Below are 23,770 nucleotides of genomic sequence, written 5' to 3'. Positions count from 1 at the left end.
GGGCGATGGGCGGCTGGCTCGACGGCATGACCCTGGGCGCCGGGCGCGTGGCCAGCCGGCGCGGGCATGAGGGCGGCCCGGCAAGCGGGCAGGGCACCGACACGGCGCCGGTGCTGAGCGATTACCATCAGCAGGCCATCGACGCCTCGAACGCGCAGACCGGGCCGAACGGCTTCGAGCAGGGCGTCGATTCCGCCATCGCCACCTATAATTCCGACGCGGTGCAGAACACGCTGACCGTGGCGCCGGTCGCCATGGCGGCGGCCTATGGCGCCGGCACGGCGATGGGCGCGGGACTGACCGGTACGGCGGTGCTGAGCGCCGCCGCCACGGCGGCGGCGCCCGCGGCGGCGGCGGTCGCGGCCGGCATGGTCGCCGGCTTCATCGGCTTCAAGGCCGGCGAGGCGCTTGGCGGCTGGGCGATGGAGGCCATGGGCTTCGAGCGCATCGCCGAGGATGGCGAGATGCCGGCGACCGTCGGCCATCCCATCGCCCATGTCAGCGGCTGGTCGCTGGGGGCCATGGTGCTGGGCGCGGTGGCGGCGGTGGCGGTGGGCGTGCTGGTGGTGGCGACGGCCGGCGCGGCGCTGGGGCCGATCATGCTGGCGGTGGCGGCGGCCAGCGCGGCGGGCCTGGTGGGCGGCATCGGCTTCGGCTTCGCCTCGGTCGCCGGGCAATACGGCACCAACAAGGGCACCATCAAGACCGGCTCGGCCAATGTCTGGTTCCGCAACAAGCCGGTGGCGCGGGTCAACGATATCGTCGACTGCTCGGACCACGCGGTCTCGAAGGTGGCCGAGGGGGCCGAGACGGTCTTCGCCAACAACTGGCCCATTGCCCGCATCGGCCACAAGACCACCTGCGACGGCACCATCAACGACGGCGTGCCCAACATCGCCATCGACATCGACACCAGCGCCATCGCGCTGGCCATCGACGTGGGCTGGCAGAGCCGGCTGGCCAATCTTGCCGTGATCGCCGCCGACCTGCTGCCCATCGGCGGCCGCAAGCCCAAGGGCGGCGATCCCTCGGCCGCCCATGCCGGCGAGGCGCCGAACGGCTGCCGCACCGGCTTCGGCTGCCCGGTGGACGTGGCCACCGGCCGCTTCATGGAGACGCGCACCGATATCGCCATTCCCGGCACCATCCCGCTGGTGCTGCAACGCACCCATGCGGTCGAGTCCGCCGGCATCCAGGGCAAGGGCTGGGCCGGCACCTGGGCGCAGCAGCTGCGCATGGACCCCGAGACCGTCACCTTCCAGAACGACGAAGGCACGCTCATCACCTTCCACACCCCCGGCGACGAGGTGATGAGCCACAACCTGCGCTTTCCGCATCTGGAGCTGCTGGGCCGCCGCTCGGCCGAGCTGTTCGTCCACGACCGTCGCAGCCGGCTGTTCCTGGTCTTTGCCGACGAGGGCGCCGACACCCGCCGCCTGTCCCGGATCGAGGACCGCAACGGCAACCGCATCGCCTTCCTCTATGGCCCGGACGGGTTGCGCCGGGTCGAGCATTCCGACGGTTTCGCCCTGGCCGTCCACAGCGCCGGCGGGCTGATCCGCCACGCGGTGCTGGACGCTGCCGATGGCGAGGATTGCGTCTTTGCTTGGGACTACAACCGGGCCGGGCAGCTGGTGCAGGTGCGCTCGTCCCAGACCGGCGATCTGCGTTACGACTATGACGAGCAGGGCCGGCTGACCGGCTGGCACGACGTCAAGGACACGCATGTCCATTACGAATACGGCGCCGATGGCCGCATCCGGCGGCTGTGGTCCGACAGCGGCCATGCCGGCGGCACGCTGGACTATGACGTGGCGCGCCGCCGCACCGTCACCCGCAGCGACGAGGGCGCCGTCACCGTCTGGGACTGGACCGAGGACGGCGTGGTCTGGCGCGAGACCGACCCGACGGGGCAGGTCTGGCTGACCGAATGGGACCGGGCCTTCCACGTCACGGCGCGCGTGGACCCGCTGGGCGGGCGCAGCACCTTCGCCTATGACGTCTCGGGCAACCTGATCCGCGCCACCGACGCCGAGGGCGCGGTGACGCAATGGGACTATGGCCCGGACGGGCTGTTGCGCGCCGTGATCGACCCGGCCGGCAACCGCAGCGCGTTCCGTCACGACGGCCACGGCAATCTGGTCGGCACGACCGACGCGCTGAACCGCATCACCAGCCTGGGCCTTGGCGCCAAGGGCGAGGTGCTGCGCATCGACATGCCCGGCGACGTGCAGGAGCGGATCTTCTATGATCCGCTGATGCGGCCGGACCGTTTCCGCGACCCGGACGGCAACGAGGTCCGCAGCCTGCGCGATACCGAGGGCCGGCTGCTGTGGACGACCGACCAGATCGGCGCCGCGACCCGCTTCGACGTGACGCGTGGCCCTGACAATCCGCGCGGCAATGTCCGCGCCGTCGAGCGCCCGGACGGCGCGGTGACGCGGATCGAATGGGATGCCGAGGGTCAGCTCTCGGCCATCATCGACCCGGACGGCAATGCCCGCCATTACCGTTACGGCGCCTTCGACCTGCCGCTTGAGACCGTGGATGCCAAGGGCCATCGCCTGCGGATGGAGCATGACCGCGAGATGCGGCTGACCGCCGTCGTCAACGAACGGGGCGAGCGTTACGAATACCGCTATGACGCCGCCGGCCGCGTGGTGGCCGAGCGCGACTATTCCGGCCTGGTCACCCGCTACACCCTGGACGCTGCGGGACGGGTGATCCTGGCCGCCGCGCCCGATGGCAGCCAGCGCCATTACGACTGGTCGCCCTCCGGCCGGCTCATGCGGATGCGGGTGCAGGACGGGCAGGGCCTGTCCGAGACCCGCTTCGCCTATGACCAGCGTGGCCTTCTGGTGCGGGCCGAAAACGGCGATGCGACCGTCGAATACGATTACGACGCGCTGGGGCGGGTGGTCGCCGAACGGCTGAACGGGCGCGAGATCGCCTCGGATTACGACCTGGCGGGACAGAGGATCGCGCGCTCGGGCGACGTGCTGCACTTGACCGCCGCCTATAGCCGCGCCGGCCTGCCGGTGGCGCTGACCGTCGCCGGGCACCAGCCGCTGAGCTTCCGCCACGATCCGCGCGGGCTTGAGCAATTGCGCCATTCCGAGGCGGGCTTTGCCCTGTCGCAGGGCCATACTCTCGCCGGCAACCTGGCCGAGCAGATCGCCGGCCCCTTCGCCCGCCTGCCCGAGGAGGCGCGGCTGGGCCGGCTGGGCGCCTCCAGCGGCTTCGGCGATGCCACCCGCATGGGCGCGCGGCTGCATCGCAGCTATGCCTGGGACCGGCTGGACCGCGCCACCGCGATCCACGACCGCAGCATGGGCAGCATCGAGAACCGCTACGACGCCCGCGGCCAGGTGACCGCGCGGCTGAGCGACAAGGCGCCGCTGCAGCAGTTCGAATACGACCCGGCCCGCAACCTCGCGGCGGTGATCGAGGCGGGCGTGGCCCGGTCGGTCGAGACCGCCGCCGGCCGGGTGCGCCGGCGCGGCAATGTGCTTTATCGCCACGACGATTGCGGCCGGGTGATCGAGAAGCGCATCGAGGAGCCCGGTTTCCGCCCGCGCATCTGGCGCATGGAATGGGACGGGCTGGGCCAACTGGTGGGGCTGGAGACGCCCGAGGGCCGGCGCTGGCGCTATCGCTACGACCCGTTCGGCCGCCGGGTCGCGCGGCTGTCGGGCGGCCAGGGCGCCGCCTATCAATGGGAGGGCGACCGGCTCATCGCCGAGGCGCCGCTGGCTGCCGACGGCAGCGCGGCATGGCAGGCGGCGCGGCATTGGGTCTACGAGCCGGGCAGCTTCCGGCCGCTGGCGCAGGTCCAGCACGGGGCGCTGCATTACATCGTCACCGACCATATCGGCACCCCGCGCGAGATGTTCTCCGAGGACGGTGCCGAGGTGGTCTGGCGGGCCGAGCTGTCGCTATGGGGCGAGATCGCCGATCTGCGCCGCCGCGCCGCCAATGACGACGCGGCGCCGGACTGCCCGATCCGGTTCCAGGGCCAGTTCCAGGACCCGGAAAGCGGGCTGCATTACAACCGCTTCCGCTATTACGACCCCGACGCGGCGCAATACCTGGCGCCCGACCCCATCGGCCTCGAGGGCGGCTTCCGGCCCCAGGGCTATGTCGCCGATCCGAACGGCTGGGTGGACCCGCTGGGGCTGAACGGGTGCGGTGGGACGGTCCCGCATCGAGTGACGGTCGAATATGATCCAAGGATGCCCCGCGTCGAGTTCCAAAGGAAAGCACAGGCACTTCAGCAGTTGGGCGAGCAGGGCCTGTTGTCTCGTGCCACGAGCCCCGTGTCGCGCGATCCCTCGGTCACACGGGCATATCGGCAGGACATGATTCGGCGGATATGGAACCAGTATGGAGAAAGGAATCCCGCCTTTGCCAACAAGCTCATCGAGAGGATAACGCAACGGATGCAGCCGGATCATGTTCACGAGCTTCAGTTGAACGGTCCGGATGCAGCAAGTAATCTGCGATTCCTTGACAGCTTCACCAACTGGCATATCGGCACCCAGCAGATCTGGCCGCAGATTCGAAATCTGCCGCCGGGCACACCGATCGTTATCGATATTGTAGGACCACCATGAACGACCGCCTGAGACAGCGCATAGAGGCGTTGAGGGAGAAACTGCGTAACGAACCGGCCGCCCCGCTGATTGGGGATGTGCCGGAAGGGATCGCCCGGCCGAATTCCGGTTCGGCCTTCTGGGACGAGTTTCTGGCGATCAGTGATGGAGGGCGATACGGATCGGTGGACCTGTTTGCAAATCGCAACCTGTCCACAAATCAATTTTGGCTCGAACAGATCGCGCTGAAGGATGCCATCGTTGTCGGGCAGATCCTGTATAGGCCCCTTCTCCTCGACCTGAAATCCAACCATCTTCTGTTTGCTGCAGATGGCTCGGAGCCTATGGATTTGGGGCACGCAGACGTCGTTCTGGAAACGCAGTTCTTGGGATCGGGCTATGGACAACTGGACCCCTCGTTCAAGGAGGATGAATGGTGGGATCTTGTAAGATAGTTCGGGATTATTTTTGAGGCAGGGACAGTCGCGCAGTATGGGAATTGCCCGCGCGAGCAGGCGCGGCATTGAGAATCCCGGTTGACGATTTTCTTGTCGCGGCGAAAGTTCTGCGGATCTTGCAATGATACAGAGATGTAACCGGGATAGGGGTCTATCCTGCGCGTTTGGAAAATGCAGAGAACCTGCGCGCCTGACGGCGATTATCTCGTGACGAAGATGGGCAATGATGAGGTTCGGATCGTTCATCAAGACAGATGATCCAAAAAACACCGGCTGCTCGCCCGCAGGGCGAGTGGGCTGGCAATTTTGAAACTTCGGCCCAAGGTCATTGCGATGAACCCCCGAGAACAGGCGATGTGCTGGTGTCGCTTGAGAATGCCCGGTTCCTGACATGGATACGGATCAGGTGCTCGACCCGGTTCGGTTCCTTGCCGATGCGCCTATGCTTTCCGGCAGTCGGCCGGAGCCGCTTCCCCAAGGCTCCGTCGTCATCCGCGACCTGGCCGAGGCGATGCTGCTGGAGACCGAGCAGGATCCGCCGCAGCGATACCGGATCTGGCACGACAGCCTCGAACACAGGCTTGCCGCGTTCTGGCTTTCGAACCAGCGCGCCTTGCTGCGCAGTTCCGGGGATAATGTTCCGTTGTATTTGAAGCGATGCTTCCGCCGGCGCAGCAAGTAGAGGTGCAGCCCGAAGGCGCCGTAGAACAGCAGCATGCAAAGCGTGTTCATCGCATGGCGCCAGCCGGGCGATGTCGTGAAGGGCCGGCTTGCCCGTCGCCGCCGCCGCGGCCTCAGTCGGCCAGGGCGTGCTTCACCCGCTCCCAGGCTTGGTCCAGGTGCTGGCCGATGATCGCGGCCAGGCGATCGGCGTCGCGCGCCTCCAGCGCAGCGATCATCTCCTCGTGCTCGGCGACGGCGCTGGCCCATTTCTCGGGCCCCTCGTGGCCGATGAAGCGGATCCGCTTCAGCCGGGTCTGCAGCAGCGCATGCACATCGGCCAGCGCCGCATTGTCGGCCAGCGCCACGATGGCGGTGTGGATGCCCTGGTTCAGCTTGTAATAGGCCAGCCGGTCGCGACGGCGATAGCAGTCCAGCATCCGGTCGTGCAGATCGCGCACCTGGGCGATGCCGGCATCGGTGGCGACCTCGCAGGCGCGGCGGGCGGCATGCTGTTCCAGCGTGCGGAGCACGTCGATCATGTCCCGCACCTCCTTGGGGGTGAATTTCTTCACCACCGCGCCGCGGCTGGGGATCAGCTCGATCAGCCCCTCGCTGGCCAGGAACTTGATCGCCTCGCGCAGCGGAGTGCGGGAGACGCCCAGGAAGGCGCCGACCTGGCCCTCGTTGATCCGGGTTCCGGGGGCCAGCTCGCCCTCGATGATCATGTCGCGCAGGCGGGTCAGGATCGCCTCGTGCAGCGAATGCCGCTCGATACGGTTCGGCGTATCGGGCAATCCCGCCGTCCGGGCCTTGGATTCGTCCACGCTGCTTTCCCTCCCTCAGATCTGTCTTGGCTACGCAGAGCCGCTGCGCAAGTCAATCATGCCTTTTGCATTCTGCATACAGAATAATTGAAGATCGACAAGTCATGCGCTAGGACAGGGCAGGGGGTGATTCGAAGGGGGAGGGAGAGATGCCGTCATTCACAAGTGTCGTCCGGATCGCGCGGGCCCGGTCATGAGCGCCCGGTGGACTGCGGAGACCTGGCCCATTGCCGCGGCGATGATCCCGTTCCCCGGCATGCTGCCTGACGGCAGCCTGGTGCAGGACGCGCCGGCCGGGATCTGGGCCGCGACCCTGGCCGAGGTGGCGGCGGCCGGATTCGACGCGGTGGACCCCACCGATTCCTGGCTGCGGATCGCCGACCTGGACAGGGCCCGGCGCGCGGAATTTCTTGATATTTGCACGGATTTGCGGCTGGGCATCCCGGCCATCTCGACCTCGCGGCGCAGCGTCATCGACCCTGCGCATGGCGCGGACCATCTTGCCTATGGTCACCGGGTCATCGACACCGCGGCCGAGCTGGGCGTCGGCCATGTCAGCTTCGGCTTCTTCGGGCCGCTGACCCCGGCGCAGCAGCGCGCGACCTGGTTCTGGACCGAGCAGGGGCCGCGCAACCCCGACGATCCCGCCACCTACCGGCTGGCGGTCGAGCGGATCCGCGACCTTGCACGGCATGCCGAGGGCTGCGGCGTCACGATCGCGCTGGAAATGTACGAGGACACCTATCTCGGCACCGCGCGCGACGCGGTGCGCTTCGTGACCGAGGTGGACCATCCGGCGGTGCGGCTGAACATCGACATCGGCAACCTGATCCGCCTGCATCGCCCCGTCGAGCCCTGGGCCGAGATGATCCGGCTGTGCCTGCCCTTTGCCGGCTACTGGCACGTCAAGAACTACTACCGGATGGAAGACAGCGCCACCGGGCAGGTGATGACCCATCCCGCGCCGCTTCTGGGCGGGACGATCAACTGGCGGGCTGCCATCAACGCGGCGCTGGACCTGGGCTTCGACAGCCCCTTCCTGGTCGAGCATTACGGCGGCGACGGGCTGGGCGTCTGCGCGCAGAACCGCGATTATATCCGCACCATCCTTGCCGGCAGGAGGAGCCGCCATGACCAGACTGTTTGACAATCCCGAGGATTTCGCCGCGACCGCGCTTGCGGGGTTCTGCGCGGCACATCGCGGCCGCGTGGTCGCTGTCCCGCATGGCGCGGTGCGCGCGGCGCCCGGCACGCAGGGCAAGGTGGCCCTGCTGATCGGCGGCGGCTCGGGGCATTACCCGGCCTTCCTGGGCTATGTCGGCGCCGGGCTTGCCGATGCGGCGGTGGCCGGCGACGTCTTCGCCTCGCCCTCGACCAGCGCCGTCGCCGGGGTGGCGCGGGCGGCCAATCGCGGCGGCGGCGTCATTCTGGGCTTTGGCAACTATGCCGGCGACGTGCTGAATTTCGGCGCCGCGGCCGAGCGGCTGCGCGCCGAGGGGATCGACGCCCGCATCCTGGCGGTGACCGATGACGTGGCCAGCGCCGCGCTGGCCGAGCGCGGCAAGCGCCGCGGCGTGGCGGGGGATCTGCTGGTCTTCAAGATCGCCGGCGCGGCGGCCGAGGCCGGGCTGGACATCGACGCCGTCGAGGCGGTGGCGCAGCGCGCCAATGCCGCCAGCGTGTCCTTTGGCGTGGCCTTCGACGGCTGCACCCTGCCCGGGCAGGGGGCGCCCCTGTTCCGGGTCGAGGAGGGCGGCGTCGCCCTTGGCCTTGGCATCCATGGCGAGCCGGGCATCCGCACCGAGGCGATGAAATCCGCCGCCGACATGGCCGATTTGCTGCTGGCGCCGCTGCTGGCCGAGCGCCCCGAAGGCCATGGCGGCCGGGTCGCGGTGGTGCTGAACGGGCTGGGTTGCACGAAATACGAGGAGCTGTTCGTCCTCTGGCACCACCTCTCGGAACGGCTGGAGGCCGAGGGGCTGACCGTCGTTGACCCGGAGGTGGGCGAATTCGTCACCAGCCTCGACATGGCGGGATGCTCGCTGTCGATCCTCTGGCTCGACGACGAGCTGGAGGAATACTGGCTCGCGCCCGCCGATGCGCCGGCCTTCCGCAAGGGCAATGTGACCCCTGCCGCGACCGGGGCGCAGGACGTCGTCGCGCCGCAGGTCGCGCCGGCGCAGGCCATCGCGCCCGGCTCGGCCGAGTCGCAACGGGCCGGGGCCTGCATTGCCCGGCTTCTGGGCCGGCTGGCCGAGGCGTTGGCCGAGGCCGAGGAGATGCTGGGCCAGATCGACGCCCAGGCGGGCGACGGCGATCACGGCCAGGGCATGGCGCGCGGCTCGAAGGCGGCGGCGGCGGCGGCGCGCGATGCGGCCGAGGCCGGCGGCGGCGCGGCGACGGTGCTGGCCATGGCCGGCGATGCCTGGGCGGACCGGGCCGGCGGCACTTCCGGGGCGTTGTGGGGCGTGGCCCTGCGCGGCTGGGGCGCGGCGCTGACCGACCGGGACGCGCTGACGCCCGCCCATGTCGCCGCCGGCGCCGAGGCGGGGCTGCAGGCGGTGCTGCGCCTGGGCGGCGCCCGTCCCGGCGACAAAACGCTGGTCGATGCCTTCCTGCCCTTTGCCGAGACGCTGCGCGCCACGGTGGATGACGGCGCCGCGCTGGCCGAGGCCTGGCGACGTGCCGCGACGCGCGCCACCGAGGCGGCCGAGGCGACGGCGGAGCTGAGCCCGAAACTGGGGCGTGCCCGTCCGCTGGCCGAGCGCAGCATCGGCCATCCCGATGCCGGCGCGATCTCGCTGGCGCTTTGCGCGCGGGTGGTGGCCGAGGAACTCGCCGCAGGCTGAGCACGCGGCATGGCTTGCAGACGGTACCGCCCCGCGCGGTGCCGTCCGTTCTGCTGCGTATAAAATTTTTTTGAAATCAAAAGGTTGCCGCAAGATTTTTCCGCCGGTGCGACAAGAAAATCGTGGACGCGATGCAAAATTCTGTATACAGCATACCAGACAGGCGCTCAGGGAGGGATTCGGACATGCGGATGGCACTGGCAATCGGGGATGCGGGCGGTGTCGGGCCGGAACTGGCGGCAAAGCTGCTGGCCCATGACGAGATGAAGGACCGCGACGTGATCGTGGTGGGGGATGCCCGTGTCCTGCGGATGGGCGCCCGGCATGCCGGGGTCGATCTGGACCTGCCGGTGATCGCCGCCGACCGCCTGGGCAAGGGGCTGCCCGCCGGCCGGGTGATGGTCGATCTGGCGAATTGCCCTGTCGAGGGGCTGCGGCTGGGTGCCTCGTCGGCCGAGGCCGGGGCGGCCTCGCTGCAGAACTTCGCCGCCGTGCTGCGCCTGGCGCAGGCCGGGCTGGCCGATGCGGTGATGTTCACCCCTTTCAACAAGCATTCGATGCGCCTGGCGCGTCCCGCCTATGTCGACGAGATCGGCTTCATCGACGCCACTTTGGACGCCAGCCGCAGCGGCCGTGAGTTCAATGTGCTGGACGAGGTGTGGAACGCCCGGGTGACCTCGCATATCCCGCTGCGCGACGTGGCCTCGCGTCTCAGCGTCGAGCGGATCCTGGACAGCATCCGCCTGACCACCGAGGTGATGGAGGGCGCGGGCAAGGCCGCGCCGCGCATCGGCGTGGCGGCGCTGAACCCCCATGCCGGCGACGGCCGTAATTTCGGCGACGAGGACGAGGACATCATCGCCCCCGCCATCGAGCGTGCCGCGGCCGAAGGGCTGAAGGTCGCCGGCCCGATCCCCTCGGACACGGTCTTCGTGCGGGCGACGCGCGGCGAGTTCGATGCGGTGCTGACCATGTATCACGACCAGGGCCAGATCGCCATGAAGTTGATGGGCTTCGACCGGGGCGTGACGCTGATCGCGGGCTATGGTTTCCCGATCGTGACGCCCGCGCATGGCACGGCATTCGACATCGCCGGTCAGGGCAAGGCCGATCTGGGCGCGACGCTGGCTGCCGCCCGGCTGGGCTTCGATCTGGCGAAGCTGAACCCGGTTCGCGGCGAACAGCGCCCGCTGCAGGCGGGCTGGGCCGCGCAGCCGGTCGGGGCAAGCACACTCGCAGCCGGCTGAGGGGGCCGGGCGGAATAACGGAGGAGGAGAGAATCATGAAACACAGGAACATCGGAACGGTCGCGGCCCTGGCGCTGCTGACGGCATTGCCCGCGGCGGCGGAATGGGCGCCCGAGCGGCCGCTGGAATTCGTCGTCGCCTCGGGCGCTGGCGGCGGCACCGACAATTTCGCCCGTACCATCCAATCGGTGCTGACCAAGGGCAAGATCGTCGAGCGGCCCATGGTGGTGCTGAACAAGGGCGGCGGCTCGGGGGCCGAGGCGTTCCTTTACGCCAAGCAGAATGCTGGCGACCCCCACAAGGTGATCTTTGGCACCAACAACGTCTATCTGCTGCCGCATATCGCCAAGCTGGCCTACAAGGCCGAGGATCTGCAGCCCGTCGCCGCGCTGGCGATGGACGAGTTCCTGATCTGGGTCAAGGCGGATGCGCCCTACCAGACCGCCGGCGACCTGATCGAGGCGGCCAAGGCCGAGCCCGGCAAGCTGCCCTTCGGCGGCAGCCAGTCCAAGGATACCGACGAGACACTGGTGGCGCTGATCGAGCAGACCTCCGGCGCCGACTTCAAGTATGTCCCCTTCAACGGCGGCGGCGAGGTCGGCGTGCAGCTGGCCGGCGGCCATGTCGTGGCCAATGTCAACAACCCGAACGAGAATCTTGGCCAGTGGCAGGCCGGCGCCGTGCGCCCGCTTTGCGTCTTCGCGCCGCAGCGCATGGCCGAAAGCGAGCCGATCCATGACGGCAAGGGCTGGCACGACATCCCGACCTGCAAGGAGCAGGGGTTGGAGATCGAGAGCTACCAGATGCCGCGCACCGTCTGGCTGCCGGCCGGCGTCCCCGAGGAGGTGGTCGCCTTCTACCGCGACGCGCTGAAGCAGGTGGCCGACTCGGAGGAGTGGAAGGGCTATCTGGGCAAGACCTCGCAGACCGGCGCCTTCCTGACTGGCGAGGATCTGCAGAAGTTCATCGCCGACAGCGAGGCGAAGACCGTCGAGGTCTTCAAGGCCGAAGGCTGGATCGGCGAGTAAGCCGCACCGGAACGGCCCGTCGGAACCTGTCCGGCGGGCCGTCTTCTGCAAGACGGCGAAGGGGGGAGCGATGACAGTCAGACGTTTTCATGCCGAGATCGGCACCGCGATCGGGACCGGCGCGCTTGGGGTGGCCGCGGTGATCGGCGCGGCCGAACTGGGCCATGGATGGGAGGAAAGCGGCCCGCAATCGGGCTATTTTCCGTTCTATGTCGGGCTGATCCTGATCGGTGCCAGCCTCTGGAACCTGGTGGCGGCCTTCATCCGACATCGCAGCGCCCAGGCCCATGCCGCCGCCGGCGGGGCGATCGAGGAGCCGTTCCTGGACGGTGAGCGGCTGCGGCGCCTGGGCCGCTTCCTGGCGGCCATGCTGGCTTTCGTGGTCGCGACGCTGGCGCTTGGCATCTATGTCGGCTCGGCCGGCTATATCGCCTGGAACGCCTGGCGGCAGGGCGGCTATCGCCTGCCGGTGGCGCTGGCGATCGGCATCGGCTTCGCCGCCGCGCTCTACCTGATCTTCGAGGTGGCGTTCCTGATGCCGCTTCTGAAGGGGCCGATCGAGCCCCTGCTGGGCATCTACTGAAAGGGCGGGGCGATGGGAAATTTCGATCTGCTGATCCACGGCTTCGGCATCGCCATCACGCCGATGCATCTGGCGCTGATGGTCGTGGGGGTGCTGCTGGGCCTGATCGTCGGCGTGCTGCCGGGGCTCGGCGCCCCGAACGGGGTGTCGCTGCTGATCCCGCTGACCTTCACGCTTGACCCGACCTCGGCCATCATCCTTTTGTCCTCGATGTATTGGGGGGCGCTGTTCGGGGGTTCGACCACCTCGATCCTGTTCAACATCCCGGGCGAGCCGAGTTCGGTGGCCACCACCTTCGACGGCTATCCGATGGCCAAGTCCGGCCAGTCGACGCGGGCGCTGACGCTCGCCTTCATGTCGGCGGGGATCGGCGCGCTGCTGGGGGTCATCGTCATCACCCTGCTGGCCGGCTGGGCCTCGAACTTCGCGCTGCGCTTCGGCGCGCCGGAATATTTCGCCGTGTATTTCCTGGCCTTCGCCGCCTTCATCGGCATGGGCAGCGCCGCGCCGGTCAAGACCGTGGTGTCGCTGGCCACCGGGCTGCTGCTGGCTTCGGTCGGCATGGACAACGTCACCGGCGAGGTGCGGCTGACCTTCGGGTTTTCCGACCTTCTGGGCGGCATCAGCTTCCTGGTGGTGGTGATCGGCCTGTTCGGCATCGGCGAGCTGCTGGCCACCGTGCAGGAGGGCCTGTCCTTCCGCGGCGTCTCGTCCCGCATCGACCTGCGCGACGTGCTGCGCACCATCGCCGAGCTGCCGCGCTACTGGGCGACCTCGGTGCGTTCGGGGCTGGTCGGCATCTGGATGGGCATCACGCCGGGCGGCCCCACCGCCGCCTCGTTCATGAGCTACGGCATCGCCCGGCAGTCCTCGCGCAAGGGCAAACCCTTCGGCACCGGCCGCCCCGAGGGCATCATCGCCCCCGAGACCGCCGACCACAGCGCCGGCACCTGCGCCATGCTGCCGATGCTGGCGCTTGGCGTGCCGTCCTCGGCCACGGCGGCGGTGATGATGGGCGGGCTGATGATCTGGGGGCTGACCCCGGGGCCGATGCTGTTCGCGACCAAGCCGGATTTCGTCTGGGGCCTGATCGCCAGCATGTATATCTCGAACGTGGTGGGGGTGATCCTGGTGCTGCTGACGGTGCCGATGTTCGCCGCGCTGCTGCGCATCCCCTTTGCCATCATCGGCCCGATGATCGTCGCGATCTGCTTCGTCGGCGGCTATACCGTCTCAAGCGCCACCTTCGACCTGTGGCTGGTGCTGGTCTTCGGCCTGGTGGGCTATCTGTTCACGCGGCTGGACTATCCGCTGGCGCCTCTGGTGCTGTCGATGGTGCTGGGCCACAAGGCCGAGAACGCCTTCCACCAGTCGATGATCCTGTCGGACGGCTCGCTGTCGGTGTTCTTCTCGAACCCGCTGGTCGGCTCGATCATGACGCTGGCGCTGGTGCTGCTGATCCTGCCGAAGCTCTTGCATCTGGGTGGGCGGCTGCGGCGCCGCCAGCCGGTCGAATAAGCCGCGTATCAGAGGGGGCAGGGCATGAACCATCTGCGTCATTTCGCCGGGCGCGAGACCCGCGAGGTCGAATGCGCCATCATCGGCAGCGGCGGCTTCGGCCGCAGCTTCCTGTCGCAGGCGCGGCATGTGCGGGGGCTGCGCTGCCGGGTAGCCTTCGACCGCGACACCGCCATCGCCGCCGCGGCGCTGGCCTCGGTCGGCCATGACCGGGCCGACATCGCGGCATGCACCGACGCCGCCGCGATCCGCGCCGCCTGGGCGGCGGGCAAACCCATCGCCGCCGCCGATCCGGCGCTGCTCGCCGAACTGCCGGTCGAGGTGGTGCTGGAGGCGACCGGCAACCCCGAGGCCGGCGCCCGCCACGCCCGGCTGGCGATCGAGGCCGACAAGCATGTGGTCATGGTCACCAAGGAGACCGACAGCGTCGTCGGCCCGATCCTGGCCCGCATGGCGTCGGCGCGCGGCCGGGTGGTCTCGCCGGTCGACGGCGACCAGCCCAGCCTGCTGATCGGCTTGGCGAGCTGGGCCGAGGTGGTCGGCCTGGAGCTGGTGGCCGCCGGCAAGTCCAGCGAATACGACTTCGTCTATGATCCGGGCTCCGACACCATCACCAGCAACGGCGTCACCGTCGCCGCGCCCGGCTTCGGCGCCTGGATCCAGGCCGGCGACCGGCCCTGGCCCGCGGTCGCAGAAGCCCGCGCCGCGCTGGCCGCAGCCTTGCCGCAGCGCGCGGTTCCGGACCTGTGCGAGATGACCGTGGTGGCCAACGCGCTTGGCCTGCGGCCCGACCGGGCCGACCTGCACGCGCCCATTGCCCGCATCACCGAGGTCGCCGATGTCATGGCCCCGCGCGCCGATGGCGGGCTGCTGGGCACGGTCCCGGCGCTTGACGTGTTCCACTGCCTGCGCCTGCCGGGAGAGCCGAGCTTTGCCGGCGGGGTCTTCGTCACCGTCGCCTGCAAGGACGACGAAAGCTGGGACATGCTGCGCGACAAGGGGCATGTCGTGGCCCGGAACGGCCGCACGGCGATGATCGGCCTGCCGCGCCACCTGCTGGGGTTGGAAGCGGCCACCACCGTCTTCGAGGCGGCGCTGCTGGGCCAGTCCTCGGGTGCGGCGCGGCCGCGGCCGGTCATCGACCTGACCGCCCATGCCGATCGCGACCTGCCGGCCGGCACGCTGTTGCTGGCCGAGGGGCATCATCACACCATCGCCCATGTCTCGTCGCGCATGACGCCGGCCGCCGTGCTGGCGGATGCGACGCCGATCCCCTACTATCTGGCCGCCGGGCGGCGGCTGGTGCGGGATGTCCGGGCCGGTGCGCCGATCACCTGCGCCGATGTCGAGCGCGACGAGGATTCGGAGCTTTGGCGGCTGCGGCAGGCGCAGGACGCCGTCGCGCCCGGCGACTGGATGTAAGGGGGCGACCATGCTGCTGGGCTGTATCGGGGACGATTTCACCGGCTCCTCGGATCTGGGCAATACGCTGGTCAAGGGCGGGATGCGGGTGGTGCAATATTGCGGCATCCCTGACGCCCCCGCCGATCCCGCGGTGGAGGCCGGGATCGTCGCGCTCAAGACCCGTTCGGTCGCGCCCGAGGAGGCCGTCGCGCAATCGCTGCGGGCGCTGGACTGGCTCAGGGCGCAGGGTTGCCGGCAGATCCTGTTCAAATATTGCTCGACTTTCGATTCCACGCCGCGGGGCAATATCGGCCCGGTGGCCGAGGCGCTGGCCGACGCCCTGGGGGCCGGGGCGGTGATCTTCTGCCCGGCCTTTCCCGCGACGGGCCGCACGGTCTATCAGGGCCATCTGTTCGTCGGCGACCGGCTGCTCAGCGAAAGCGGCATGGAGGCGCATCCGCTGACCCCGATGACCGATCCCGACCTGCGCCGCTGCCTGGCCGCGCAAAGCCGGCGCGGCATCGGCCACGTCCCGGCCGCGACGGTCTGGGCCGGCGCGCCGGCGATCCGCGCCCGGCTGGCCGAGGAGGCGCGCGCCGGCCGCCCCTTCGCCATCGCCGATGCGATCCGCGACGAGGATCTGGTGGCGCTGGGAATGGCGGCCGAGGACATGCCGCTGATCACCGGCGGCTCGGGCATCGCGCTGGGTCTGCCGGCGAATTTCCGGCGCCGGGGCCTGCTGGCAGGCCAGCCGGCGGGTTGGCGCGGTCAGGCGGGCCGGGCGGCGGTGCTCTCGGGTTCCTGCTCGCGCGCCACGCGGGGACAGGTGGCCCAGCATGTCGCGCGCGGCGAGCCGAGGCTGGAGATCGACCCCGAGGCGGTGATCGCCGGCCAGGTGACGCCGCGCGCCGCCGCCGACTGGGCCTTGGCCCAGCCCGGCCTGCCGCTGGTCTATTCCTCGGCCGACCCGCAGGCGGTGCGGGCGGTTCAGGACCGGCATGGCAGCGATCTGGTCGCCCATCGGCTGGAAGCCTTTTTCGCCGAGACGGCGCGGCTCTTGGTCGCGGGCGGCGTGACGCGGCTGATCACCGCCGGCGGCGAGACCTCGGGCGCGGTGGTCGAGGGGCTGGCCCCCGGCGCGTTGGAGATCGGCCCCGAGATCGCGCCGGGCGTTCCCGCCATGCGCGCCGGAGACAGGCTGGTGCTGGCGCTGAAATCGGGCAATTTCGGCGGCCCCGACTTCTTCGCCGCCGCCGCCGCGGTGCTGGCCGGCGAGACGGTGGCGGCATGACCGGGGAAGCCCGGCTGCGCGAGCGGATCTGCGATCTGGCGCGCTCGATGTTCGAACGCGGGCTGACGCATGGCTCGACCGGCAATATCTCGGCGCGGACGCCGGATGGCGGGCTGCTGGTCAGCCCGACCGGCACCAGCTTCGGCCGGCTCGACCCGGCGCGGTTGGCCCGCTTCGACGCGCAGGGCCGGCAGATAGACGGCGACAGGCCCACCAAGGAAATGCCGCTGCACGCCGCCTTCTACGAGACGCGGAGCCGGACGGCGGCGGTGGTGCATCTGCATTCCTGCCACTCGGTGGCGCTCTCGACCCTGCCGGATGCCGATGCCGAGGATTTTCTGCCGCCGCTGACGCCCTATGCCTTCATGCAGCTGGGCCGGGTGCGGCTGCTGCCCTATTTCCGGCCCGGCGACCCGGCCATCGGCGATGCGGTGCGGGGGCTGGCGGGGAAACGCTCGGCGGTGATGCTGGCCAATCACGGCCCGGTGGTGGCGGGCCTGGATCTGGAAGGCGCCTGCAACGCCGTCGAGGAGCTGGAGGCGACGGCGCGGCTGGCGCTGCTGCTGCGCGGCGCCACCCCCAACCGGCTGACGCCGGCGCAGGTCGCCGAACTGGTGCGGCTGCATGACATCGCCTGGGAGGGGTGATCTCAGGCGCAGAGCGGCGCGGCCTGCGCGCCAAGCGCCGCCAGCGCGTCCCCTGGCGCCAGCAGCAGCAACAGCCCGCGCTTGCCGCCGTTGATCGCCACCTCGGCGCAATCCATCGCCCCGGCCTCGAACAGGGTCGGCACCGGGCGGCGCTGGCCGAAAGGACTGATGCCGCCGGTGCGAAAGCCGGTCAGGCGTTCGGCCTTGTCGGCGGGCATCATCGCCGCTGCCTTGCCGCCGAATGCCGCGGCCACGCGCTTCATCGACAGGCTGCGGTCGCCCGGCACCACCGCGCAGGCCGGGCGGCCGTCCACCTCGATCATCAGCGTTTTCAGAAGCTGGCCGGGCGGCAGGCCGACGGCCTCGGCCGCCTGCAGGGCCACGCGCTCGGACCCCGGATCATAGCGGTATTCGACCGGGCGGAAGGCCACGCCGGCGCGGCGCAGGAACTGGGTGGCAGGGGTGCCGGTGCTCATGATCCGGCCCTTTGCGCGGGCGCCGGGGCGCGGATGTTGATGTAGTTGCCGACCAGGATCAGCGCCGCGCCGGCGACCACCGCCAGGCCGATGGGTTCGTCGTAAAGCACCAGCCCGACGACGGCGATGACCGGCAGGCGCAGGAAGTCGAAGGGCATGACCAGCGTTGCCGGCGCGACGCGCAGCGCGTTGACGATGCAGAAATGCGCCGCCAGCCCGGTGGTGCCCAGCAGCGCCACCCAGGGCGCCGCCGCGGCCGAGGGCAGGGCGATCCGCCCGTCGAAACCCGCGCAGCCAAGGCCCATCAGCGCCTGGCTGACCGACATCCACCACAGGATGCAGAGGGGATCGACCACCGCCGTCAGCTTCTTGGTGCAGATATAGGTCAGCGCAAAGCCGATCGCCGCCAGCGCCGCCGAGATCAGCCCGGGCGACAGGCCCGCCGCGCCGGGCTGCGCGACCAGCAGGATGCCCAGGAAACCCAGCAGCGCCGAAAAGGCCCGCACCATGGTCAGCCGCTCGGCCAGCAGCAGCGGCGACAGCAGCAGCACCCAGAGCGGCGCGGTGAACTCCAGCGCGAAGACCTGGGCCAGCGGAATGGTGAACAGCGCATGGAACCACAGGTTCTGGGCGATGAAATGCGCGCCGTTGCGGGCAAGTTGCAGCCCCGGGCGCTGCAGCGTGACCACCGCCCAGCCGCCGCGCAGCGACAGCGCCGCCGCCAGGATCGCCACGCCGATCAGCGAGCGCCAGGCCAGGATCTCGAAGGTGTCGAGCTCGTGCGAGACTTTGCGCCCGGCGATGGCCATGAGGGTGAAGGACGCGACCGCCCCCATCATCCAGCCGGCGGCCAGAAGGGGCCGGGTCGCGGCTGCGGCGCTCATCGCAGGGCGGGGGGCGTGGTGATCGGCATCGGCTGGCTCCTTTCCCTCGGGGCACAGGGCTAGCGGATCGGCCGGGGCCGGGCAAGCGGGGCCGGGCCGCGACAAGCATCTTGTCGCGCGCGGCGCCACGCGGCTTTTGACAAGCGGCCGGCACCGGCCCTATCCTTGTCCCCGAGGACGGACCTGCGGAGGCGACCATGCTCGCGATCATCGGACCGAGCGTGACCTGACCTTCGCCGGGCCCCGGCCGTCGCGAGCCGGCCACCTCTTTGGCTGAAAGGGAGAGCGGCATGTCCGAAATCGCCGTCGCCAGGGAAGGCAACCGCTATGTCGCCCGCATTACCGGCATCGACGCCGAGGGCGAGATCACTTTCACCCGGCGCGGTCCCGCGGTCATCAGCGCCGATCATACCGGCGTGCCCGAGGCCATGGCCGGGCGCGGCGTGGCGCGGGCGCTGCTGGATTTCATGTTGCGGGATGCACGGCAGAACGGCTTCCGCATCGTCCCGCTTTGCCCCTATGTGCGGGGGCAATATGCCCGCCACCCGGAATGGGCCGACCTGTTCACCCTGGCGCCGGGCGAGAATCCCTAGGCCCCCCGCAGGCTGGCTGCGAACCCCCCAAGGAAATTGCGCAGGGTCTCGCGGGTCTTGGCGTCGGTCAGATTACCCTGGTCGTCGAAGACCGATCCGGCGCGCGACACCATCAGCCGGCCCTCGGCCCACAGTTCGGCCTTCAGCGTGCGCAGCACCGGCAGCCAGTGGCTTTGCGCCAGGATGGTGCCGAAGCCGCCGGGCGAGGCGCCGATCACCGCCACCGGCTTGCCGACGAACATGGCCAGGCCGTCGCCGCGCGACATCCAGTCGATGGCGTTCTTGAACACGCCGGGGACGCCGTTGTTGTATTCCGGCGTCACCAGCAGCAGCCCGTCCGCCTCTGCCAGCTGCGCCTGCAGGGTGCGGACGGCGGCGGGCAGGCCCGAGGCGTCCTCGAGATCGGCGTCGTAAAGCGGCACCTCGCGGATCGAGCCGATCTGGATCCGCGCGCCCTCGGGCGCGACATCGGCGGCGGCGCGCAACAGGCCGGCGTTGAACGAGGCGCGGCGCAGGCTGCCGCTGAGGCCCAGAATCGTCTTGGTCATGCGTTTCCCTTTCCTGGCTGGGTCGATTACGCCCGATGCCTGGGACGCGGGCAAGCCCCGTGCCGGCAATTCCCGGCCGGCCCCGGCACGCAACCCTTGCCTTGCAGGCGTTTGTGGCCTCTGCTGGGGCCGAACCGGGCGGCTGTCCGCCGATGGCCGGCCGGGAAATTCATCGAGGAATTGCCGCCATGTCCGCGAAGACCCGAAAATATGTCATCGTGCCCGAGGACAATGTCTTCAACGAGGGGATGGAGACCAGCAGCTTCCGGCTGTTCCGCACCATGCACCGGCGGCTGTTCGGCAGGAAGGCGCGGGCGGGCATCGCCAGCAGCATGCCCAAGGGCGCCGAGCATGGCGATTGCTCGCCCACCCGGCCGCCGCTGCGCATCCTGGAAACCGAGGTCGGCCGCATCAGGCTGATCGATTCCATCGGCGAGGACGAGGCCTCGCTGGTCCGCATGACGCCCGAGCAGGCCTTCGTGCTGCAGCGCGCCTATCCCGGCCTGCGCATCCGGCCCGAGCTGCGGCTCTATCCGCTGCGTTTCGGACAGGTGAACATCATCCGCCAGCAGGCCAAGCCCGCCGCCTTCCGCTCGGCCAAGGCGCTGGCCCTGCGCTGCGTCGATGCCGAAACCGGCCGGCCGGTGGCCGATGCGCATGTCGTCATCGTGCTGAACCGGCGGCGGGGCTTCGGCATATCCGAGGTCAGGACCGACGACCAGGGCTGGTTCCGCACCGCGCTGCCGGCCGGGCAGACCAGCATCGACGCCATCATCTGCGCGCCGCTTGCGGGCTATTGGCCCGGCGGGCTGGAGGAGGTGCCGGTCGCGCCCGAGGGCGAGACCGAGGTGACCCTGGCCGTGCCGCCCATCGCCGAGGATTTCCCCGATGCGCTGGCCCGGATGGTGAAGCCGGCCGGCAAGGGCGACGGCAAGGGCGTCAAGCTGGCGGTGATCGACACCGGCATCGACCCGGCGCCGGGCCTGAACGTGGTCAAGGGCCTGAACACCACCGGCACCGAGCCCGCCGACGAATGGTTCGACAATGGCGCCGGCCACGGCACCCATGTCGCCGGCATCGTCGCCCGCATCGCCCCGGCGGTGGAGCTGCACGCCTATCGCGTCTTCGAGAAGGGCGACGGCGGCGCCAGCGAATTCGCCATCGCCCGCGCCATCCGCCAGGCGGTCGAGGACGGTTGCGACATCATCAACATGAGCCTCGGCCAGTCCTCGGAACCGATCGCGATCTCGCGCGAGGTGCGGCGCGCGCGGGCGCTCGGCGTGGTCTGCGTGGCGGCGACCGGCAATGACGGCATGGCGCCGGTTTCCTATCCGGCGCGCTCGGCGGCCGTTCTGGGGGTTTCGGCGGGCGGCGTGCTGGGCAGTTGGCCCGAGGGGGCGATCACCGGGCGCAATGTCGCCGAGAAACCCAAGCCGGTCGGAGACCGCTTCTTTGCCCGATTCAGCAATATCGGTCCCGAGGTGGACTTTATCGGACCGGGCGTTGGTATTATATCTTGGGTCGATGCGAAGTCCAAAGGGGTGATGGACGGCACCTCGATGGCCTGCCCTGCAATCGCCGGGCTGATGGCCAGGCTGCTGTCGCAAAACCCGGAAGTCATGTCGGCCGAACGCAACCAGCAACGTTCGGACGACATTGTCAGGATGGCGAACGGCCACGCAGCGCCGATCGGTTTCGGCAAGGAATATGAAGGCGCTGGACTGATCGAATAGGTTTTGGGCGATGAAGGTGCAACGCAAACAGGATGAACGCTTCGTGCTGGTCTATTCCGACGACCGCGACCCCTCGCGCGAGGAAACGGCCGAAGCTCTGGATCAATTGAAGTCCCTGACGGCCGAGGAAGTGATTCCCGGAACGATTCGCGTCATAGGCCCGCGCCGCGAGGTCGAAAGATGCATGGGCGCGCTGGATCACTGGCGCCTGTCACGGGAAAAGATCTTCCGGCTGGACCCGCCCTGCAAGGCGCTGCGCTGATCCGCCGCCTTCGCGGTCCCTGAACAGCCGCCAATCCGCGAACCGTGCCCGTGCGCCGTCCGGCGGCGATCCGTCCGCCTCGCGCAGCGGCAGCGTCAGGTCCACGCGCAACCCACCCTCGGCCCGATTGGTCAGCGCCAGCGTGCCGCCATGGGTGCGCACCACGTCCCGGGCGATGGAAAGCCCCAGACCCGCGCCGCCTGTATCCAGGCTGCGGCTGGCCTCGCCGCGCACGAAGGGTTCGGTCACGCGGGCCAGCAGCGCTTCGGGGATGCCGGGACCGTCGTCCTCGATCCGGATCAGCACCGATGCCGGACCGCGCCGCCAATGCAGCCGCGCCGGCCCGGCATAGCGCCGGGCATTGTCCAGCAGGTTGCGGATCGCGCGTCGCATCGCCACCGGCCGCAGCGGCATGACCAGCGGTCCCTGGCCGATATAGGTCGCGCCGCCATCGGCACCGAGCTGGGCCAGCAGCCGGTCCAGATCGACGGGCTGCGGCGCTTCGGCTTCTTCCCCCGCCGAGGCGGCGTGCAGCAGCCCGTCCGCCATCACCGCCATCTCGTCCAGGACGCGGATCATCGCCTCGCGCTGCTCGGCCTCGTCCAGCAGTTCGGCGCGGATGCGCAGCCCGGTGATCGGGGTGCGCAGGTCATGGCCCACGGCGGCCAGCAGCCGCATCCGCTCGGCCTCGAAACCGGCGATGCGGCGCTGCATGTCGTTGAAGGCCGCGGCGGCCTCGCGCAGCTCTCCGGCGCCGGTCTCGGCCACGCGCGCGTCGTGGTCGCCGCGGCCCGCCGCCCGCGCCGCCTCGGCCAGGGCGCGCAGCGGCCGGGTCATGCGGCGCACGAAGACCAGCCCCACCGCCAGCGTGCCCAGAAGCGAGGCCAGCAGCGGCGCGAAGAAGCCCTGTTTCCATTGCCAGGCGCTGTGCGCCGGCAGCGGATAGACCAGCGCGTTCAGCCAGCGCCCGGCCTCGGGCCCCTGCGCCAGCCGCACCGAGACCAGCATCAGCGGCGCGCGGTTGTCGGCGCCGGTGGGGGCGGCGCTTTCGCGGATCCGGATCTCGTGCCCCAGCAACTCGGCGGCCATGTCCGCCTCGTGCAGCGTCAGCCGCGTGGCATCGGGCGGACCCAGCGGCACCGGATCGACCGAAAAGCGGGTGAAGCCGGTGCTGCTGTTGCGGGGCAGCATCAGCGCCGTTTCCGGATCCGCCGTCTCCAGCGCGGCGACCAGTGCGTGCAGCCGGTGCGCGTCGCCCTGAAGCCGGATCGCCCGGTCGAAGGCGGTGCCCTCGCGCGCCATCAGCAGGGCGGCGATCAGGTTCGCGCCCAGAAGCGCCGCGACCAGCAGCAACCAGAAGCGGGCGGCCAGCCCGGCGGGCAGCAGGCGCCTCATGCCAGGGTGTCCACTTCGGCCGCCAGCCGATAGCCGCCGCCCCATTCGGTGACGATCAGCCGCGGCGCGCGCGGGTTCTGCTCGATCTTGTGGCGCAGTCGGCTGACGGCATTGTCGACGGCACGGTCATAGGCCCGCGCCTCGCGCCCCGACAGCAGGTCCAGCAGCCGCATCCGCGACAGCACCTGCCCGGGATGGTCCAGCAGCAGGCCCAGCAGCCGGTTCTCGCCCGAGGTCAGCGCCACATCGCGGCCCGCAGCCAGCGTGACCACGGCCCGCGCCGGATCATGCACCAGCCCCGAGAAGCGGCGGCGCTGTCTGCCGGGCGCTGGCCGTTCCGGCGGCACGCGGCGCAGCACGGCATGGATCCGCGCCAGCAGTTCGCGCGGGTCGAAGGGCTTGGCGACGTAATCGTCGGCCCCCAGATCCAGCCCCGCGACCCGGTGGTCTTGCGCGCTGCGGGCGGTCAGCAGGATCACCGGCAGGCGGTATTCATGGACCAGGGCGCGGCACAGGCTCAGCCCGTCCTCGCCCGGCATCATCACGTCGAGGACGGCCAGATGCACGGGTTCGGCGCCAAGCGCGCGGCGGGCCTCGGCGGCGTCTTGGGCCAGACGGGTGCGCAAGCCGTTGCGGCGCAGGTATTGCCCCAGCGGTTCGCGGATGTCGCGCGCGTCGTCGACGATCAGGATGCGCGGTTCGATGCTATCGGTCATCGGCATCTGCCCAGTATGGAACGGAATGCGACGGCGACACCGCAGGCGCCGCCGTCGGA

21 protein-coding genes are annotated in these 23,770 nt (G+C 69.9%); 15 read left to right on the top strand and 6 right to left on the bottom strand.

Annotated elements, in window-relative coordinates; all coding sequences use genetic code 11:
* The first annotated feature begins 5 nt into the window (after positions 1 to 5).
* The 3 genes from NBE95_RS17620 (at position 6) to NBE95_RS17610 (ending at position 5,732) form a co-directional block, all read left to right on the top strand.
* The gene (locus tag NBE95_RS17620) at positions 6 to 4,613 is read left to right on the top strand and encodes an RHS repeat-associated core domain-containing protein (RefSeq protein WP_289896337.1); all 4,608 of its coding nucleotides are present in this window, start codon (positions 6 to 8) and stop codon (positions 4,611 to 4,613) included.
* The gene (locus tag NBE95_RS17615; RefSeq protein ID WP_289896336.1) at positions 4,610 to 5,047 is read left to right on the top strand and encodes a hypothetical protein; all 438 of its coding nucleotides are present in this window, start codon (positions 4,610 to 4,612) and stop codon (positions 5,045 to 5,047) included. Before NBE95_RS17620 ends, NBE95_RS17615 begins: the two co-directional genes overlap by 4 nt.
* A gap of 394 nt (positions 5,048 to 5,441) precedes the next feature.
* Positions 5,442 to 5,732 carry a hypothetical protein gene (locus NBE95_RS17610; RefSeq protein ID WP_289896335.1) on the top strand — a complete coding sequence of 97 codons (291 nt, stop codon included), beginning with the start codon at positions 5,442 to 5,444 and terminating at the stop codon, positions 5,730 to 5,732.
* A gap of 112 nt (positions 5,733 to 5,844) precedes the next feature.
* Here the strand turns inward: NBE95_RS17610 and NBE95_RS17605 are convergent, their stop codons facing one another.
* Positions 5,845 to 6,507 carry a GntR family transcriptional regulator gene (locus NBE95_RS17605; protein ID WP_289896540.1) on the bottom strand — a complete coding sequence of 221 codons (663 nt, stop codon included), beginning with the start codon at positions 6,505 to 6,507 and terminating at the stop codon, positions 5,845 to 5,847.
* A 223-nt stretch (positions 6,508 to 6,730) separates the two neighbouring features.
* On the opposite strand from NBE95_RS17605, the gene NBE95_RS17600 reads away from it, so the two are divergent.
* The 9 genes from NBE95_RS17600 to NBE95_RS17560 all read left to right on the top strand — a co-directional run bounded on the left by NBE95_RS17600 (position 6,731) and on the right by NBE95_RS17560 (position 17,104).
* Positions 6,731 to 7,684, top strand: a complete 954-nt coding sequence (locus NBE95_RS17600; RefSeq protein WP_289896334.1) for a sugar phosphate isomerase/epimerase family protein — start codon at positions 6,731 to 6,733, stop codon at positions 7,682 to 7,684.
* Positions 7,668 to 9,386: a dihydroxyacetone kinase family protein gene (locus tag NBE95_RS17595; protein WP_289896333.1), complete on the top strand. Its 1,719-nt coding sequence runs from the start codon at positions 7,668 to 7,670 to the stop codon at positions 9,384 to 9,386. Before NBE95_RS17600 ends, NBE95_RS17595 begins: the two co-directional genes overlap by 17 nt.
* A gap of 191 nt (positions 9,387 to 9,577) precedes the next feature.
* On the top strand, positions 9,578 to 10,633 hold the full coding sequence (locus tag NBE95_RS17590; RefSeq protein WP_354670375.1) for a 4-hydroxythreonine-4-phosphate dehydrogenase PdxA: 1,056 nt from the start codon (positions 9,578 to 9,580) through the stop codon (positions 10,631 to 10,633).
* Between the two features lie 35 nt (positions 10,634 to 10,668).
* Entirely contained in the window at positions 10,669 to 11,661 is a 993-nt protein-coding gene (locus NBE95_RS17585) for a tripartite tricarboxylate transporter substrate binding protein (protein WP_289896331.1), read from the top strand.
* 70 nt (positions 11,662 to 11,731) lie between these two features.
* Positions 11,732 to 12,244: a tripartite tricarboxylate transporter TctB family protein gene (locus tag NBE95_RS17580; RefSeq protein ID WP_289896330.1), complete on the top strand. Its 513-nt coding sequence runs from the start codon at positions 11,732 to 11,734 to the stop codon at positions 12,242 to 12,244.
* Positions 12,245 to 12,256: 12 nt separating this feature from the next.
* The gene (locus tag NBE95_RS17575; protein ID WP_289896329.1) at positions 12,257 to 13,762 is read left to right on the top strand and encodes a tripartite tricarboxylate transporter permease; all 1,506 of its coding nucleotides are present in this window, start codon (positions 12,257 to 12,259) and stop codon (positions 13,760 to 13,762) included.
* Positions 13,763 to 13,786: 24 nt separating this feature from the next.
* Positions 13,787 to 15,184 (top strand): SAF domain-containing protein, encoded by a 1,398-nt coding sequence (locus NBE95_RS17570; protein WP_289896328.1) that lies wholly within the window; start codon positions 13,787 to 13,789, stop codon positions 15,182 to 15,184.
* Positions 15,185 to 15,194: 10 nt separating this feature from the next.
* Positions 15,195 to 16,457 carry a 3-oxo-tetronate kinase gene (gene otnK / locus NBE95_RS17565; RefSeq protein WP_289896327.1) on the top strand — a complete coding sequence of 421 codons (1,263 nt, stop codon included), beginning with the start codon at positions 15,195 to 15,197 and terminating at the stop codon, positions 16,455 to 16,457.
* A complete protein-coding gene (locus NBE95_RS17560; RefSeq protein ID WP_289896326.1) occupies positions 16,454 to 17,104 on the top strand; it encodes an aldolase in 651 nt (216 codons plus the stop codon). Before otnK ends, NBE95_RS17560 begins: the two co-directional genes overlap by 4 nt.
* 2 nt (positions 17,105 to 17,106) lie before the next feature.
* Here NBE95_RS17560 and NBE95_RS17555 read toward each other — a convergent pair whose 3' ends face one another.
* The gene (locus NBE95_RS17555) at positions 17,107 to 17,580 is read right to left on the bottom strand and encodes a YbaK/EbsC family protein (RefSeq protein ID WP_289896325.1); all 474 of its coding nucleotides are present in this window, start codon (positions 17,578 to 17,580) and stop codon (positions 17,107 to 17,109) included.
* Entirely contained in the window at positions 17,577 to 18,464 is an 888-nt protein-coding gene (locus NBE95_RS17550; RefSeq protein ID WP_289896324.1) for a DMT family transporter, read from the bottom strand. The genes NBE95_RS17555 and NBE95_RS17550 overlap by 4 nt, the downstream gene beginning before the upstream one ends.
* Positions 18,465 to 18,754: 290 nt before the next feature.
* On the opposite strand from NBE95_RS17550, the gene NBE95_RS17545 reads away from it, so the two are divergent.
* A complete protein-coding gene (locus NBE95_RS17545; RefSeq protein WP_289896323.1) occupies positions 18,755 to 19,057 on the top strand; it encodes a GNAT family N-acetyltransferase in 303 nt (100 codons plus the stop codon).
* Here NBE95_RS17545 and NBE95_RS17540 read toward each other — a convergent pair.
* Entirely contained in the window at positions 19,054 to 19,605 is a 552-nt protein-coding gene (locus NBE95_RS17540; RefSeq protein ID WP_289896322.1) for an NADPH-dependent FMN reductase, read from the bottom strand. The two genes, NBE95_RS17545 and NBE95_RS17540, sit on opposite strands and share 4 nt — an antisense overlap.
* 188 nt (positions 19,606 to 19,793) lie before the next feature.
* On the opposite strand from NBE95_RS17540, the gene NBE95_RS17535 reads away from it, so the two are divergent.
* Positions 19,794 to 21,338: a S8 family serine peptidase gene (locus NBE95_RS17535; protein WP_289896321.1), complete on the top strand. Its 1,545-nt coding sequence runs from the start codon at positions 19,794 to 19,796 to the stop codon at positions 21,336 to 21,338.
* Between the two features lie 10 nt (positions 21,339 to 21,348).
* Positions 21,349 to 21,600 carry a hypothetical protein gene (locus NBE95_RS17530; RefSeq protein ID WP_019351895.1) on the top strand — a complete coding sequence of 84 codons (252 nt, stop codon included), beginning with the start codon at positions 21,349 to 21,351 and terminating at the stop codon, positions 21,598 to 21,600.
* Here the strand turns inward: NBE95_RS17530 and NBE95_RS17525 are convergent.
* Together NBE95_RS17525 and NBE95_RS17520 are read right to left on the bottom strand one after the other, a co-directional pair.
* A complete protein-coding gene (locus NBE95_RS17525; RefSeq protein ID WP_289896320.1) occupies positions 21,550 to 22,995 on the bottom strand; it encodes an ATP-binding protein in 1,446 nt (481 codons plus the stop codon). The genes NBE95_RS17530 and NBE95_RS17525 overlap by 51 nt on opposite strands.
* Positions 22,992 to 23,711, bottom strand: coding sequence for a response regulator transcription factor (locus NBE95_RS17520; RefSeq protein ID WP_289896319.1), 720 nt, complete (start codon positions 23,709 to 23,711; stop codon positions 22,992 to 22,994). The genes NBE95_RS17525 and NBE95_RS17520 overlap by 4 nt, the downstream gene beginning before the upstream one ends.
* Positions 23,712 to 23,770 lie beyond the last annotated feature (59 nt).

The sequence above is a fragment of the Paracoccus sp. TOH genome, from assembly GCF_030388245.1.
GTDB classification, from domain to species: domain Bacteria; phylum Pseudomonadota; class Alphaproteobacteria; order Rhodobacterales; family Rhodobacteraceae; genus Paracoccus; species Paracoccus simplex.
The sequence above is the reverse complement of the archived record's forward strand: the minus strand, read 5'-3'. Positions and strand labels throughout refer to the sequence as shown.

Excerpts from the sequence above, each read along its gene's own strand:
- NBE95_RS17620 (WP_289896337.1), top strand. The coding sequence starts at position 6 with ATGGGCGGCTGGCTCGACGGCATGACCCTGGGCGCCGGGCGCGTGGCC.
- NBE95_RS17550 (WP_289896324.1), bottom strand. The coding sequence starts at position 18,464 with ATGAGCGCCGCAGCCGCGACCCGGCCCCTTCTGGCCGCCGGCTGGATG.
- NBE95_RS17525 (WP_289896320.1), bottom strand. The coding sequence starts at position 22,995 with ATGAGGCGCCTGCTGCCCGCCGGGCTGGCCGCCCGCTTCTGGTTGCTG.
- NBE95_RS17585 (WP_289896331.1), top strand. The coding sequence starts at position 10,669 with ATGAAACACAGGAACATCGGAACGGTCGCGGCCCTGGCGCTGCTGACG.
- NBE95_RS17570 (WP_289896328.1), top strand. The coding sequence starts at position 13,787 with ATGAACCATCTGCGTCATTTCGCCGGGCGCGAGACCCGCGAGGTCGAA.
- NBE95_RS17535 (WP_289896321.1), top strand. The coding sequence starts at position 19,794 with ATGTCCGCGAAGACCCGAAAATATGTCATCGTGCCCGAGGACAATGTC.
- NBE95_RS17520 (WP_289896319.1), bottom strand. The coding sequence starts at position 23,711 with ATGACCGATAGCATCGAACCGCGCATCCTGATCGTCGACGACGCGCGC.
- NBE95_RS17530 (WP_019351895.1), top strand. The coding sequence starts at position 21,349 with ATGAAGGTGCAACGCAAACAGGATGAACGCTTCGTGCTGGTCTATTCC.
- NBE95_RS17575 (WP_289896329.1), top strand. The coding sequence starts at position 12,257 with ATGGGAAATTTCGATCTGCTGATCCACGGCTTCGGCATCGCCATCACG.
- NBE95_RS17615 (WP_289896336.1), top strand. The coding sequence starts at position 4,610 with ATGAACGACCGCCTGAGACAGCGCATAGAGGCGTTGAGGGAGAAACTG.
- otnK (WP_289896327.1), top strand. The coding sequence starts at position 15,195 with ATGCTGCTGGGCTGTATCGGGGACGATTTCACCGGCTCCTCGGATCTG.
- NBE95_RS17600 (WP_289896334.1), top strand. The coding sequence starts at position 6,731 with ATGAGCGCCCGGTGGACTGCGGAGACCTGGCCCATTGCCGCGGCGATG.
- NBE95_RS17580 (WP_289896330.1), top strand. The coding sequence starts at position 11,732 with ATGACAGTCAGACGTTTTCATGCCGAGATCGGCACCGCGATCGGGACC.
- NBE95_RS17595 (WP_289896333.1), top strand. The coding sequence starts at position 7,668 with ATGACCAGACTGTTTGACAATCCCGAGGATTTCGCCGCGACCGCGCTT.
- NBE95_RS17555 (WP_289896325.1), bottom strand. The coding sequence starts at position 17,580 with ATGAGCACCGGCACCCCTGCCACCCAGTTCCTGCGCCGCGCCGGCGTG.
- NBE95_RS17540 (WP_289896322.1), bottom strand. The coding sequence starts at position 19,605 with ATGACCAAGACGATTCTGGGCCTCAGCGGCAGCCTGCGCCGCGCCTCG.
- NBE95_RS17590 (WP_354670375.1), top strand. The coding sequence starts at position 9,578 with ATGGCACTGGCAATCGGGGATGCGGGCGGTGTCGGGCCGGAACTGGCG.
- NBE95_RS17545 (WP_289896323.1), top strand. The coding sequence starts at position 18,755 with ATGTCCGAAATCGCCGTCGCCAGGGAAGGCAACCGCTATGTCGCCCGC.
- NBE95_RS17560 (WP_289896326.1), top strand. The coding sequence starts at position 16,454 with ATGACCGGGGAAGCCCGGCTGCGCGAGCGGATCTGCGATCTGGCGCGC.
- NBE95_RS17610 (WP_289896335.1), top strand. The coding sequence starts at position 5,442 with ATGGATACGGATCAGGTGCTCGACCCGGTTCGGTTCCTTGCCGATGCG.